Source organism: Chloracidobacterium sp. (assembly GCA_016720705.1).
GTDB lineage: Bacteria > Acidobacteriota > Blastocatellia > Pyrinomonadales > Pyrinomonadaceae > OLB17.
Window position 1 is genome coordinate 1,882,936 of sequence record JADKKB010000007.1, and the last position, 14,479, is coordinate 1,897,414.

At 54.5% G+C, this 14,479-nt stretch carries 11 protein-coding genes; 9 read left to right on the plus strand and 2 right to left on the minus strand.

What is annotated here, in order from left to right; all coding sequences use genetic code 11:
* Nucleotides 1–61 precede the first annotated feature (61 nt).
* The gene (locus tag IPQ00_15615; GenBank protein MBL0241991.1) at nucleotides 62–1,342 is read left to right on the plus strand and encodes an HD domain-containing protein; all 1,281 of its coding nucleotides are present in this window, start codon (nucleotides 62–64) and stop codon (nucleotides 1,340–1,342) included.
* A 9-nt stretch (nucleotides 1,343–1,351) separates the two neighbouring features.
* Here the strand turns inward: IPQ00_15615 and IPQ00_15620 are convergent, their stop codons facing one another.
* Together IPQ00_15620 and IPQ00_15625 are read right to left on the minus strand one after the other, a co-directional pair.
* A complete protein-coding gene (locus IPQ00_15620; protein ID MBL0241992.1) occupies nucleotides 1,352–4,480 on the minus strand; it encodes a M36 family metallopeptidase in 3,129 nt (1,042 codons plus the stop codon).
* Nucleotides 4,481–4,598: 118 nt separating this feature from the next.
* A complete protein-coding gene (locus IPQ00_15625; GenBank protein MBL0241993.1) occupies nucleotides 4,599–5,483 on the minus strand; it encodes a LysR family transcriptional regulator in 885 nt (294 codons plus the stop codon).
* 179 nt (nucleotides 5,484–5,662) lie between these two features.
* Here IPQ00_15625 and IPQ00_15630 point away from each other — a divergent pair, with 179 nt between their 5' ends.
* The 8 genes from IPQ00_15630 (at nucleotide 5,663) to fabZ (ending at nucleotide 14,478) form a co-directional block, all read left to right on the plus strand.
* Nucleotides 5,663–6,379: a succinate dehydrogenase gene (locus IPQ00_15630; GenBank protein MBL0241994.1), complete on the plus strand. Its 717-nt coding sequence runs from the start codon at nucleotides 5,663–5,665 to the stop codon at nucleotides 6,377–6,379.
* 33 nt (nucleotides 6,380–6,412) lie between these two features.
* The gene (sdhA, locus tag IPQ00_15635; GenBank protein ID MBL0241995.1) at nucleotides 6,413–8,206 is read left to right on the plus strand and encodes a succinate dehydrogenase flavoprotein subunit; all 1,794 of its coding nucleotides are present in this window, start codon (nucleotides 6,413–6,415) and stop codon (nucleotides 8,204–8,206) included.
* A 39-nt stretch (nucleotides 8,207–8,245) separates the two neighbouring features.
* Nucleotides 8,246–8,542: a nucleotidyltransferase domain-containing protein gene (locus tag IPQ00_15640; protein ID MBL0241996.1), complete on the plus strand. Its 297-nt coding sequence runs from the start codon at nucleotides 8,246–8,248 to the stop codon at nucleotides 8,540–8,542.
* Nucleotides 8,532–8,867, plus strand: coding sequence for a DUF86 domain-containing protein (locus IPQ00_15645; GenBank protein MBL0241997.1), 336 nt, complete (start codon nucleotides 8,532–8,534; stop codon nucleotides 8,865–8,867). Before IPQ00_15640 ends, IPQ00_15645 begins: the two co-directional genes overlap by 11 nt.
* Nucleotides 8,868–8,874: 7 nt before the next feature.
* Nucleotides 8,875–9,675: a succinate dehydrogenase iron-sulfur subunit gene (gene sdhB, locus IPQ00_15650; protein MBL0241998.1), complete on the plus strand. Its 801-nt coding sequence runs from the start codon at nucleotides 8,875–8,877 to the stop codon at nucleotides 9,673–9,675.
* A gap of 421 nt (nucleotides 9,676–10,096) precedes the next feature.
* Nucleotides 10,097–13,180 (plus strand): outer membrane protein assembly factor BamA, encoded by a 3,084-nt coding sequence (gene bamA / locus IPQ00_15655; GenBank protein ID MBL0241999.1) that lies wholly within the window; start codon nucleotides 10,097–10,099, stop codon nucleotides 13,178–13,180.
* Between the two features lie 163 nt (nucleotides 13,181–13,343).
* Entirely contained in the window at nucleotides 13,344–13,916 is a 573-nt protein-coding gene (locus tag IPQ00_15660; GenBank protein MBL0242000.1) for an OmpH family outer membrane protein, read from the plus strand.
* Between the two features lie 112 nt (nucleotides 13,917–14,028).
* Complete coding sequence (gene fabZ, locus IPQ00_15665) at nucleotides 14,029–14,478, plus strand: 3-hydroxyacyl-ACP dehydratase FabZ (protein ID MBL0242001.1); 450 nt, start codon at nucleotides 14,029–14,031, stop codon at nucleotides 14,476–14,478.
* Nucleotide 14,479 lies beyond the last annotated feature (1 nt).

Consider the following 14,479-nt stretch of genomic DNA (forward strand, 5'->3'; position numbering starts at 1 on the left):
AACGACGATTCACGATTCACAAACAACGATTCACGACCGACGATTCACGAACCACGAACCAATGATCGAACAACGAACAAAACTGATCCACGCATTTGGGGCTTTGGCGGACCTTGGGCAGGAAGTTGCGAATAAGAACAACTTTCAGGAAACGATCCGAACGGCACTGCACCTGATATCGGGTTCGCTGGCGATAATGCGCGGCGGGGTGGCGAGGTATTCGCGATTCGGCCACGAACTGAATATGCTCGCCGTGCGCGGCTTGGGCGATGATTTTCCGCTCAGTCTGTCGCTCTGTCTGGAGGACGAACGCCAGTTTTTGGCGAACGGCCTGAACCCGATCGAAACGGCGGCGGCGAGGGTTTTGCCGTTCTTTCAGGTCTATGACCGCAGTTTTGAAAGCCGTCGGATCGAGCTTTTTGTCCCGCTCGTGATCCGTGATGAGATCGTCGGAGCAGTATTCCTGGGCGAAAAAGCGACCGGCGAAGCATATACCTCGTACGAAAAAGAGATCATCTGCGCGATGGGCCGCCACATCGGCGTCGCCATCTCACAGCGAAATCTGATGGCCGAGATCGAGCGTCATTCCGAGGAGAACCGACGACTCTTTGAAGGCTTGCGGACGACCTATAATGACACGGTCAAGGCCTTTGCCGCCGCGATCGACTGTAAGGACAAGTACACCGAGGGCCATTCCGTGCGGGTCGGCCGATACTCTGAGATCATCGCCGCTGAGCTTGATTGGTCGCCCGATCAGGTCGAGGGTGCGGCGACCGCCGGCTATCTGCACGACGTCGGTAAACTGACCGTCGAGCGCAAGATCATCAACGCTCCATATCGCATCAACGCAAAGGAATCCGCCGAGTTGAACAAGCATCCGTCGGTCGGCTTTGAGATCCTGCAGCCGATACATCACCCGTACACTGACGTTCCGCTGGCGGCAAAATACCATCACGAACGCCTCGACGGCCGCGGTTACCCCGACGGACTCTACGACCGCGAGATACCGTATATCGCCAAGATCGTGAATCTCGGAGATTCCTTCGACGCGATGACGACCGACCGACCTTACAAGGCACGCCGTCCGGCCAACGATGTGGTCGAGGACCTAAGGCGCAACGCCGGTAAGCAGTTTGCACCCGAGCTAGTAACGGCTTTCCTGCGAGGAATGTTAAAAGAGCTGACCGGTGAGAGCAAGGACAAGCGTTTTCGCCGAATGCTCGGCCGCGAATATATGGAGGCTGAGGGCATCGTCCCGACGCTCCGCAATACGCTCAACGAAATGCAGCCAACGACGACGCTGACCTATATCGCCACGGATATCGCAACCGATCAGCCGTAAGCGGACGGTTTATTGCGGCGGCCCGGCGGCAGTCAGCGGAAGGTCGTTGGCAAGCCCGAATTGCGTGATCAGAATCCCCGACGACGAACGCAAAATGTACCAGACGCCGTTTCGGTAAACGGCGATATCGGTGCGACCGTCGCCGTCAAAATCACCGGGCGACGGTATATCCGACGCGATGCCGAACGGGACAAAGTCGTTTCCGCCCGAGCTCTTTTTGATGTACCAAACGCCATCTGACGGCCGAAAAATTGCCAGATCGAGCTTGCCGTCACCGTCGTAATCGCCCGCCGCTGGATTGTCGCCGGCCGATCCCCAAAAATCCATAACGCCCGAAAGATGCCCGTCGGACGACCGCGACCAATTCCAGCGACCTTCGCCGAATGTCGCAAAATCAGCCTTGCCGTCAAAGTCAAAATCACCGCTCACGGGCACGTCGTTCGGCGAAGGCCTCGACACCAGCACGACTCCGTTTGAACTCTGCAGAACATAAAAACGATGGTCGGCCGGGCGAAAAATGGCGGGGTCGGCCTTGCCGTCGCCATCAAAATCGCCGATCGCCGGCAGATCGCCGGGCGAACCCCAAGAGATGTACGAGACGGCGAAATTTGAACTCCGCAACACATAAAAGTCAGCTGCCGCCGCGTCCGCAGTCGGCCGAAAGATCGCGATGTCGGCCTTGCCGTCGCCATCAAAATCGGCGGGCACCGGACGATCGCCCGCCAGCCCGAAATTTGCCGCTATAAAGCCCGCAGTCGAACGCTGAATGTACCAATTGCCGTCCGACGGCCGAAATACCGAAACGTCGCTGCGCCCGTCGCCGTCAAAATCTGCCAGCGGCCGCGGCCCGACCGGCAAATCGAACGATTCGGTCACGACGGTGTTGTTATTACCCGAACCGACGTCCTGGATCGAGGCCAAAACCCCCATTCCCCGCATCGCAAATCCGCGCCAGACGTGACGGACGTCAGAGGGGTTTGCCGCCTGTGCGGCGACTAGAATGGCATCGCGCATCTGGAGGACGGTCGGATTGAGCGGCGATAACTTCATCCCGTCCGTAATGTATTGCAACGCCCGTCGGTTGCCCTCGGCCGGCCCGAGAGCGTCGATCAAAGAGGCTCGAACTTCCCACAGTGCGACTGTCCAAACTTCGCCAAAATTGTTGACCTGATCGCACGTAGTCGTGCCGATCGGACCGCGTGGAAATGCGCTGTTTGGCGGCGGGTTTGACGTGGTCGTGCCGATCAGCGTATTGCAGTCCGAATTTAAGTAGCGAAACGTGAGGGGGTTGTGCGGCAGTCCGTTCGGACCGACAGAACCTCGCCTCGCGACCGGAAATCGCCGCAGTCCGTAATAGCAATTAGAGTCAAAACCGGGAATTATCTGATAGCTCGAATAACAGCCGACCGCATAGGTGCCAAACGTGTCGTCCGTTGGCTCAGACAGCAATGCCAATGCAAAAAAATCGGACCAACCCTCGCCCATTCCGCGCGCCATATTGCCGGTCAGGCCGGTGGCGTTTCCGATCAGACGATTTGAAAGACCGTGCGTGAACTCGTGCAAAACGATCTGGGCATCGAGGGCTCCGTCGCGGGCCGGCGTCGAGCTGGTCCAGACGAAAAACTGAGCTCGCGGGCGGATGCCGTCAGCCGGCGTCGAGAAATTTGCCGAGTTTGAACCGGTGCCGTCTTGAATCTCGACCGAGAGCGAATCATTACTGATGCCGCCGCGTCCGAAATTGTCGGTTTGGAAATTGCGGCTCGATTCGTTAAAGCCGAGCAGATACGTCTCGTCGTGCCAGCGATTGGCCAGATAAAAGGCGTTGGTCGCCGAGCCCTGCTGAAACGGCGTCGGCGGATATGGCTGTGTGCCGGTCGGCAGCGGACTCTGCCCCGGCGGCGTCAAGCCCGGGGCTGGATCGTATGCGAACACAAAATTGCGGCCCGCATCGCTGAATGCCCAGCCGTTGTTGTCGACGCCCTGTGTCCCGTCGCGGTCAATGCCGGCCTCGGCCGCATTGCCGATCGTGCGATTTTCGCCGTCGGCGACCCAACCGTTGTTATTAAAGGTGTAGGGTGGCTCATTTCCGATCAACGTGAACGGCGTCCGGGCGATCATCGCCGGTTGCGGGCAAGGATTGGGGCTCGGGCAACTCGGAGTTCCGGGCGCAGGGCTGTCGGCGGCCCTTGTCATTGCCGTTAAACTGCCGTAAACGCTGTATGTCGATGCCTGAGTCTGTGACTCGGTGATATTTTTGCGCCACAAAAGCTCTTGATCAGCCGCATCGACGACAACATAATACGCTGCCGTATCCAGCCACAACAGCACACACCACGCCGGCCGTATGACACCGCGTTCGATCGGAAAGTAGAACTTTTCGGCCGAGATCACATCGGCAAAACTGCTGTGCTGAAAAATAACATTTTTGCCGTCCAGACGTGATCTGCGGAGCGAGTCTTTGGCAATTTCGATGCCGACGTTTCGTGCCGCCGCCGCCACGGCGCGTTCCGGAGCCCCGAAATCATCCCGAACATCAAAAGGGCCTGGAGCAAGATAATTGATCACACGCACGAGCTTGTTGCCGCGATCAAAGGCCGCCCGCATCGTGCCCTGAAAGACCGGGACGCCTCCGATCGACTGCTGCAAGTCGACTATCGAAATGCCGCTCGCACGGGCACTCTGGCCGACTTCGAGCGTCAGGTCGACTATCTGCTTTTCAGTAACGCCGAAAAGGCCTTTGTTGGCATATATAAATGTACGGAGTGTACGTTCACGACCGTTGCTGCCGGTGCTCTTGGCGAGAACACCTTTCGAGATTGCCGAGGTGCCGATGATCTCGGGTGTGTGCAGTTCGTCGCCATATTCGACGACCACCCCCGAAACGCTCTGACGCAAGCGATGCTCGGCCGCGGCCATACGTTCGATCACGACATCGCGGTCGACGTTGCTGAATGAGCTTTGTGAACGGTAACGCCGGAGCACCTCATCGGCAGCCGTGCTAGTGTCGAGCCGTATCGAGTAATTTTCAAATACAGGACGTATTTCGGGATGATCGCCGGCGGCAACGCCGGGCGAACGTAATTGATACAGGCAAAAGCCTGCTATCGAAAGACACGCGAAAACAAGTACATTTCTCACAAGTGCGCCGTCCTCTGATCCGATATACTCGACCGTTTATGGCAACATTATGTTCGACATCGCTCGAAAAGACAACAAAAATAATTTTCGGCGATGCGCGCGTGCCTTTCTGCGGTGATTAGTTTCGTCCCAAAAGCTCGACAAACTTTTTGGCGGCGATCGACAACTTTCGGTCGCTGCGGTAAATGACGCCGACCGAGCGGACCCAGTATTTTTCGGCGAGATCGATGACCGCGAGCCTGCCCGATGCTGATGCACCGGAGACGGTCGGCTCGGGGACGATCGCCAGCCCAAAGCCTACTTCGACCGCACGTTTGATCGTCTCGATATTGTCAAATTCGGCGACCTTGACCACCTCGACGCCGTGATCCTTGAGGATCTTGTCGGTAGCCTTGCGGGTCGGGATATCTCTCTCAAAAACCACGAATTCACGCCCGTTCAAATCCGAGACCTTGACCGTCTTTTTCGAGACGAGCTTGTGGTCGGGCGGGGCGATCAGGACGAGTCGGCTGTCTGCCATTTCGACTATCGAGATGCCGCGTTTCGGTTCGGGGTAGGCGATGATGCCGAGTTCGACTGAGCCGCTGAGCACGTCGCGGACGATGCGTGTCGTTCTGGAGTACTCAAGGTCGATCTTGGCCGCCGGAAACTTGGTCATAAATTCGCGGACCTTCGGCGGCAGTTCGTGCAGGCCGACGCTGTAAACAGTTGCGACCTTAACGGTACCGCCGATCTTGCCGATCACGCCCCGGAGCGATTCGTGCAATTGGTCATAACTGCCAAGCACCTTTTTGGACTCGCGGTAGAATACCTCGCCCGCCGCCGTGAGTTTGACGTCGCGGCGACCGCGAACGCGCTCGATCAGGCGCCGCTTGAATTTATCCTCGAGTGAGCGTATTTGCTGGCTCACTGCCGACTGTGTGATGAAGTTGCGTTCTGCGGCCAACGAAAAACTCTCGAGGTCGACCAGATCGCAAAAGACCTTAAATGTTTCGATATGCATAACTATTGCAGACCCTTATATATTAGTATCACTTATCAATCTGTGCTATCAATTTCATTTTAACTTATCTGCACTCTGCCGTATGATAAAAAGAATCGTGTTTACGTTGCTCAAACGGCAATTTAGAATTAGAATTTTCACAAATCTATTTAAGGTATTCGCGCGAATTGGACTATTAGATGGCGATCAAATTTTCGAACACATTCTTACTTCGCAAGTTGCACCAGATCACGGGGATCGTGCCGCTCGGGATCTTTTTCTTCGTGCATATGTTCACGAATTCAAAGGCGATGAACGGAGCGGCCAATTTTGATAAGGCGGTCAAGGAGATACACGATATCCCTTACCTGCTGTTGATCGAGATCTTCGGCATCTTTGTGCCGCTGTTGTTTCACTCGATCTACGGCGTGCTGATTTCGTCCGAGGCTAAGCCGAACGTGCTCAGTTACGGTTATGCCCGCAATTGGTTTTACCTGCTGCAGCGTGTGACGGGCATGTTTCTGTTCGTGTTCATCCTTTTTCACCTGCTCAATCTGCGATTTGGCCTGATACCCGGACTGACGGAAGTCGCAGTCGCCGGCAACGCAGACAAGGCGTACGCGATCGTCGCGAGTGATTTTCAGAAAACGTGGGTACTGATCGTTTACATTCTCGGTATCATCGCGACCTCGTGGCATCTGGCATACGGATTTTTCCTTTTCTCGGTAGATTGGGGATTGGTGATGGGTGAAAAGGCACAAAAGATGACGATCGCCGCCTGTGTGGCCCTCGCGGCACTGCTGTCGGTGGTCGGTATCAACGCGGCATTTGCATTCCGAAGCCCGTGCGGACTGATGCCCAAGGTGTTATGCGAAGCACCGGCAAAGGCGGGCCCGACCGGGCCGACAAAGTTTTAACGAGACGTTTTACTAAGGGTTAGATTTACTAATATGGCATCCAGCGGATTAAAAATTGCGATCGTCGGCGGCGGGCTTGCGGGCCTCGCGGCGGCGATGAAGATAGCCGAGGCCGGCCACGAGGTCGATATGATCTCGGTCGTTCCGGTCAAGCGTTCACACTCGGTCTGTGCCCAGGGCGGCATCAACGGAGCGGTCAATACCAAGGGCGAAGGCGATTCGCCGGCCAAGCACCTCGACGACACCGTCTATGGCGGCGACTTTTTGGCTAATCAACCGCCCGTCCAGCGGATGACGGATATGGCTCCGGCGATCATCAATCTGTTTGACCGTATGGGCGTGCCGTTCTCGCGTACGAAAGAGGGTTTGATGGATTTTCGCCGGTTTGGAGGCACGCTCCATCACCGGACGGCATTTGCCGGAGCGTCGACCGGCCAACAGTTGCTGTACGCTCTCGACGAGCAGGTCCGCAGGTATGAAGTCGGCGGCAGCGTGCATAAATACGAGGGCTGGGAGATGCTCTCGCTCGTGCTTGACGACCATCAGGTATGCCGCGGTCTGATCGCGATGAATCTGCAAACGCTTGAATTAAAGACGTTTGCGGCGGATGCCGTGATAATGGCGACGGGCGGGCCCGGAATGGTCTTTGGCAAATCGACCAATTCGCAGACCTGTACGGGAAGTGCGGTTGCCGCCTGTTACCAGCAGGGTGCCAAGTACGCTAACGGCGAATTTATCCAAGTACACCCGACATCGATCCCCGGCGAAGACAAACTCCGCCTAATGAGCGAATCGGCCCGCGGCGAAGGCGGCCGCGTGTGGGTGCCGCGTGACCCGATGGATGCCCGCAAGCCTAAGGACATCCCCGAGAGCGAACGTCTCTACTTTCTCGAAGAGAAATATCCGGCATACGGCAATCTCGTTCCGCGTGACATTGCTACCCGAGAGATCTTTCAGGTCTGTCTGGAGGGCAAAGGCGTGGGCGGCGAGAATCAGGTCTATCTCGATCTCACGCACATTCCGGCCGACACTTTGACCGAAAAGCTCGGAGCCATTCTCGAAATTTATGAGATGTTCGTCGGCGACGATCCGCGTTACGTGCCGATGCGAATTTTCCCGGGCGTTCATTATTCGATGGGCGGCCTGTGGGTCGATTTTGAACAGCGGACAAATATACCCGGATTGTTTGCGGCCGGCGAATGCGACTACTCCATCCACGGTGCTAACCGCTTGGGTGCCAACTCTCTGTTATCTTGCGTTTACGGCGGATTCGTAGCGGCACCGGCCGCAATGGAGTACGGCAAGAACGTCGAGCGCGGTGCGACCGAGAGCAATGGCATTCACGCCGATGAACTGAAACGCCAACAGGAGATCAACGATTCGATCATCAAGAGTGAGGGCGGCGAAAATCAGTACAAACTGCACGAGGAACTAGGCAAGGTGATGACCGATAATGTCACCGTCGTCCGCTACAACGACCGTCTGCAGGCAACCGATGACAAGATCCGCGAACTGCAGGAGCGTTACAAAAAGATCTCGATCAACGATTCGAATCTATGGGCGACGCAGGCCGTGCCGCACGCCCGGCAGCTCGCAAATATGTTTGAGCTCGCACGCGTCATAACGCTCGGAGCGCTCAACCGAAATGAATCACGCGGGGCACATTACAAGCCCGATTTTCCAGAGCGTGACGACGAGAACTTTATGAAGACGACCATCGCCGAATACTCGGCCGAGGCTCCGGTCCTGAGCTACGAGGCGATCGACATATCGCTGATCGAACCGCGAAAGCGAGACTATTCGTCGGGTAAGAAGGCAAAGGCCTAATCGAACGAGCAAAACCATTGCGAGTTAGAGATCAAAATAATGTTCGAGATCGAAAAATTTCGTGATAGGGTCCAACTGATCTGCCGCGAGTTGCGGTTGCAGCGGTTGGAACTAGTCGGCTCTGCCGCCCGAAGTGATTTTTCCGAGCAGAGTGATATTGATGTTCTCGTGAGCTTTTCGGGTGATGACCGGTTGTTCGATCGTTATTTCGAATTGAAAGAGCGGCTTGAAAAGGTATTTGAACGCCCCGTCGATGTGATCGAGGAGCGAGCTGTAAAAAACCCGTTTTTTAAGAAGACGATCGAACGAGATCGCGTGACGCTCTATGGAACGTGACGTCAACACCTATCTATTCGATGTGGTTGAAAACTGCAAGCTGATCGTCGGATTTGTACGCGGACTGGATTATGCGGCTTATGAAGATGACGAACTTGTTAAGTCGGCCGTTGAACGCCGTTTTATCAATATCGGTGAAGCATTGAATCGGCTAAAGCAGACCGACCCCGAACTGTTTGGAAAAATTTCGGATGCGCATCGGATCGTAGGATTTAGAAATGTGTTGGTTCACGGTTACGAATCTATTTCTGACCGCCTCGTATGGGGAATCATCGAAGAGAACTTGCACGAGCTCAAAGTGTCTTGCGAAAAGTTGTTGAATTGAATTGTTTATGACCACAAACGCACACGTAGAAAAGAAACGCCTCGATAACCCGCCCGCGACGATCAAATTCAAGATCCAGCGGCGTGAAAAAGAAGGGGCAGAGTCGCACTGGGAAACGTTTGAGATACCGTATCGGCGTAATCTCAACGTCATCTCGGCGCTGATGGACATTCGCAAAAATCCGGTCACGATCGACGGCAAAGCGACCACGCCGCCGGTGTGGGATATGAGCTGTCTCGAGCAGGTTTGCGGCATCTGTACGATGGTGATCGACGGACGTGTCCGGCAGTCGTGCTCGGCGTTGATCGACGATCTGCTGCTGGCGTCCAGCAGCGATACGGTCAGCCTTGCGCCGATGTCAAAGTTCCCCAACGTTCGCGACCTCAAGGTCGATCGGACAAAGATGTTCGAGCATCTGAAAAAGGTCGAGGCCTGGATCGAACTCGATGGATCATACGACCTCGGGCCCGGTCCCGCGATATCTAATGAGACGGCACAAGAGCGATATGCGCTATCGCGATGTATGACCTGCGGTTGCTGCCTCGAGGCGTGTCCGCAGTATGGCGATGACCAATACATCGGACCGCAAGCGATCGCTCAGGCGCGCCTTTTCAATATGCATCCGGTCGGTAAAACGACGATGGACGATCGCCTCAACGGACTTTTAGAAGAAGACGGCATCGCTAACTGCGGCAACGCACAAAACTGCGTGCAGGTATGTCCGATGTCGCTGCCGCTACCCAGGGCGATCTACGAGACCAACCGTGATATTACGGTCAATGCACTATTCGGTTGGCTAAAAAAATAGAATTTCGCCCGACCGTGTGGTCAGAAAAGAGCGGCCCGAAACGGTCGTTCTTTTTCTTTTACCCAACGGATTACCATTCGGCGGACAATGCCGCATTATCTATTTGTGGTGGCTCGTCGCCGTCTGCGCACAAGATATAAGCACAACAACGAAAATAGTGACTGCGAGATAGGCTGTCGAGCCGTGCATATCTCGTTCCGCTTTTTATTTTTCGGAATTTTCCCTGTATAATTCGTAAGTTTGTTGGATCACCGCGAAAGGGCAACCTGTTGCCGTAAGCGCGAATCATAGATTGAGTAAATTCCGACATTGAAATGCCGGTTTTGTTCGGTTGCAGTTTTTAATTGAGCAAAGCAAATACGGCATATCAGGAGCTGTTTTAGGCTCCAAAATTTGCACTCATAAAGGATACATCGGTTTTATGCATAATCTTCGCGTAATCGGGCTAGTAATATTGGCTTTGGCGGCCTTTGCGTTGCCCGCCATTGCCGGCTCGGGCGACCCTGCAGGCAAGTCGGCAGAAAAGAAAGCGGCAGTGCAGCAGGTGGTCGAATCAGTAGATATTCAGGGGAACCGGCGGCTTCGCGACGAAGACCTGCTTTACTACATCAAGACCCGTCCGGGCGACGTCTATGACCCGGCAGGCCTCGAACGCGACCTCAAAGAACTGCTCTCGCTCAACTTTTTTGACAAGACGGCAACCCGCGTTTTGACCGAAGAAGGCGTTCGCGGCGGCGTCAATGTAATTTTTGAGGTTCGTGAGTTGGCCATCATCCGCGACCTGCAGTTTAAGGGCAGCAAGGCGATCCAGGAATCGGACATTCTTAAGGAATTTCGCGAAAAACGCGTCGGCATCTCGAAAGAGGCGGTCTATGACCCGGTCAAGGCACGCAATGCAACACGCATCTTGCGTGAGATGCTTGCGTCCAAGGGGTTTCCGAATGCCAAGGTCACGGTACAGGAAGACGAGGTTTCGGCCACGTCGATCGCGGTCACCTTTAACATCGAACAGGGCAATCGTTCACGTATCATCAATATCCAATTTGACGGCAACGAGAAATTTAAGGACAGCGAACTCCGAAATGCTCTGACGCTCGTCAAGCAAACCGGTATCATCACTCGATTCAAGGGCCAGGACATTCTCGATCTTAGAAAACTCCAGTACGATCTGCAGAAGAACGTGCGGGCTTATATGTTCTCGAAGGGCTATTTTCAGGCCCGCATCGGTGAACCTGAGGTGGTCGGACTCGGCTACAAACGCACCGGACTGCCGCTCATCAAGAATTTGCCGATCCCGGTCCTGACCTCAATGGACGACACGCTGAAGATCATCGTACCGGTCACTGAGGGTCGTATTTTCCGCGTCGGCGAACTCAAGGTCGAGGGCAACTCGATCTTTTCGGAACAACAGATCCTCGGCTATGTCGGGCTCAAGAAAGGCGAGATCGCGGACGGCAAACGGTTGCAGGACGCGGTTTACGAGGACCTCAAAAAGGTTTACGGCGGCCAGGGCTTTGTCCAGTACAACGCCGAATTTGAGCCGGATTTCAAAGATAATCCGACCAACCCCAACGAGGGCATCGTCGATATTACGATCTCGATCGACGAAGGCAAACAGTTCAGCTTGAGAAGGCTCGAGTTTACGGGCAACACCTTTACCCGCGACCGCGTGATGCGACGCGAGTTTCTGATCAACGAAGGCGATATCTATAACCAGAATTACCTCGAGATCTCGGTCGCACGTCTTAATCAGACGCAGTATTTCGACCCGATCGACAAGGAACAGGATGTCGAGATCCGCACTGACGAAGAGAACGGCAACGTCGATCTGATCGTCAAGGTCAAGGAAAAAGGTCGTCAACAGATATCGTTTAACGGCGGCGTTTCGGGTATCGGCGGTTCGTTCTTCGGGTTAGAGTACTCGACTAATAACCTTGCCGGCCGTGGCGAAGTTTTGTCATTCAACGTCGGTTACGGTAATCGCCAGCAGACGCTACAGATGACCTTTCAGCAGCCGTATTTCCGCAACAGGCCGATCTCAGTCGGTTTGTCGGTATTTGCGAGCCGCTACAAGTTTTTTGGCGAAGGCACGTACCTGACGCAAAATCAGGATCTGCTCAACGAGTTGTACAATCCGTACGGCCAGGTCGTGACCGACTCGGCCAATCTGTTTACGCAGAGCACATACGGCGTTACGCTCTTTGCGACGGCTCCGCTGTCAGAGCTTTTCTTAAAGAAGCGTAGGTTTACACAGTTTACGCGAGTTGGCCTCAACTATCAGCTTTCGGCGACAACCATTGCTGACCCCGCGGTAAATAGCGGCAACGATCCCGGGTCGATCATTCCGGTCATTTATCGTCAGCCCAATATTCTTACAAGCCGCATTACCGGTACCTTCGCTTACGATTCGCGTCAACCTGCCAAGAATGGCATCGACACGCTTGCCGGCAGCCAGTTGTCGCTTTCGATCGGATTTGCGGGTCTCGGCGGCGATGTCCGAACGTATCAGCCGAGCATAAGCTACTCTAAGTTTATCCCGATGCGTAACAAGAAGAAGCCGAATCCGGATGTCTTCGCGTTTCGCATAATGGCCGGCACGATCGGCACCTGGGCTCTCAGCGACAAGGTAAAGAACGCAAACTCGATCGCATTTGTCGGCGGAGTTCCGGCTTACGAGAGATTTTTCCTCGGTAGTGAGAATGACATTCGCGGGTACAACTCGCGATCCATCGGCCCCGTCGCACCGTTTGACACCTATGTGACAACCCGCAATGTCGTGCTGGCAAACAATGCCTTTGGTACGGCGGATACGAATCATCTGATCGATCCGAGGACGCGTGACGAGTTGGTCACTATCGGCCAACTAACCGGAGCAGCGGGCAACAATCCGGCACTGTACAGCCGCAATTTCCGCTTTATCGGCGGCGACACACAGATGCTTGCGAACGTCGAATACCGCATTCCGATCTTCGGCCCGGCGACGCTCGCCCTGTTTGCCGACATCGGTTCGGTATTTAATCTTCGTAATGCCGGTACACAGCAGATCAACAGCGAATTTCTCGAAGACGAGAAACTGCTCGGCGGCGGACGCCTGACGGCACTCGGGCTGATCAACACGCCCGTGCTCGAGCAAAGTTTCGGCAGCCTTTTGTACTACCGCGGTCGCGTGATGACACGGACCGACTTTGTCAATGAGTTTTGCCGTGGCAATCGATTTGCTTGCCCGACGAGTCTTTCGCCTCAGGTCCAGCAGTTATATCTACGCGGCGATGTGCAGCAAAATTCGTTGCTCAAGGTAGGCGACAGTGCGTTTTCGAAACTGAAAGATTTTAAGGCAAGCGTCGGAGCTGAACTCCGCGTGCAAGTGCCGATCGTCAACGTCCCTTTCCGTCTGATCTACTTTTACAACCCGAACGCAAAACTCGGCTATACCGAGGAGTTGCCGGGCATCTTCCTTCCGGGTAAGCGTAACGGATTTAGATTTACCGTCGGACGTACGTTCTAACAGGCGCTTTATCGCAAAATTGACAACAATTTTGCGATAATCTACTATTGCTTTTCTTTTTTTGAAACGACAAGCAACAGTTTGCGTACAATTGGTTTCAAATAGATGACGAAATAGCGGGGTCATTGCACCTTTCTAAGAGTTTAAGGAGTACTACATAATAATGAGAAGATTCAGTTTAGCCGCCCTCAGCCTTTTATTCGCTGCGATGTTTGCGGTATCAGCAAATGCTCAGGCTGGAGCTGCGCAGACCGGTGCCGGCAAATTCGGCCTAGTCAATAGTTACCTTTTTGCCGATGAGAAACCCGGCGGTGGCATCACCAAGTTCAAGAATGCGTTGACCGCCCTCGAAGCGGAATTCAAGCCTCTCAATGATGAGCTTAAGACGATGCAGACCAAGTACGAAGGACTTGCTGCTGAGATCCAGAAGCTGCAGAATCTGCCGCAGGCTGACCGCAACGCTATCCAGGCCAAGGTCGACGAGGCACAGAGCATCGAGACCAATATGAAGCGTAAGCAGGAAGACGCCAAGGCACGCTATACCAAGCGTTATGATGCGGTAGTCGGCCCGGTGACGGACGACATCCTCAAGGCGATGAATGATTACGCCAAGGCCAAGGGATATGCCGTAATTATGGACGGGCCGAAACTGCTCGAAGCTCAGATCCTGATGGGCTTTGACGAAAAGTCTGACGTCACCCTTGATTTCATCGCGTTCTACAACGCTCGTAAATAGCGATCCGGCCGGACTAGTGCCGGCGGCGAGTTGCTAACCAAAATGACGAGTAGCCGGTAAAATGTATTTTGCCGGCTACTCGTATTTTATATTTTTGGTATCATTTGCGAGTATGACAATCCTCGATTCAGTTGCTATCCAAAAGATCCTGCCCCACCGATTCCCGTTCTTACTGGTGGATAAGATCATTGAGCTCGAGCCACGTGTGAGCATCGTCGGTATCAAGCAAGTGACATTTAACGAACCATTTTTCAGCGGACACTTTCCGGGTGCGCCGGTGATGCCGGGCGTGCTGCAGATCGAGGCTTTGGCGCAGGTCGGAGCTATCCTTGCCCTGCGTGAGTTTGAGGATCGCGAGAGCAAGATACCTTTCTTTACCGGCATCGAGGACTGCAAGTTTCGCCGCCCCGTAGTGCCTGGCGACACACTGAGACTCGAGGTCACGACGCTGCGGATCGGGTCAAAAGTACAGAAAATGCGTGGTGTCGCCACCGTTGACGGACACGTGACGGCCGAGGCGACGATCACGTCGATCATCGCTGACCGCCCCAAGGAGCAATAAG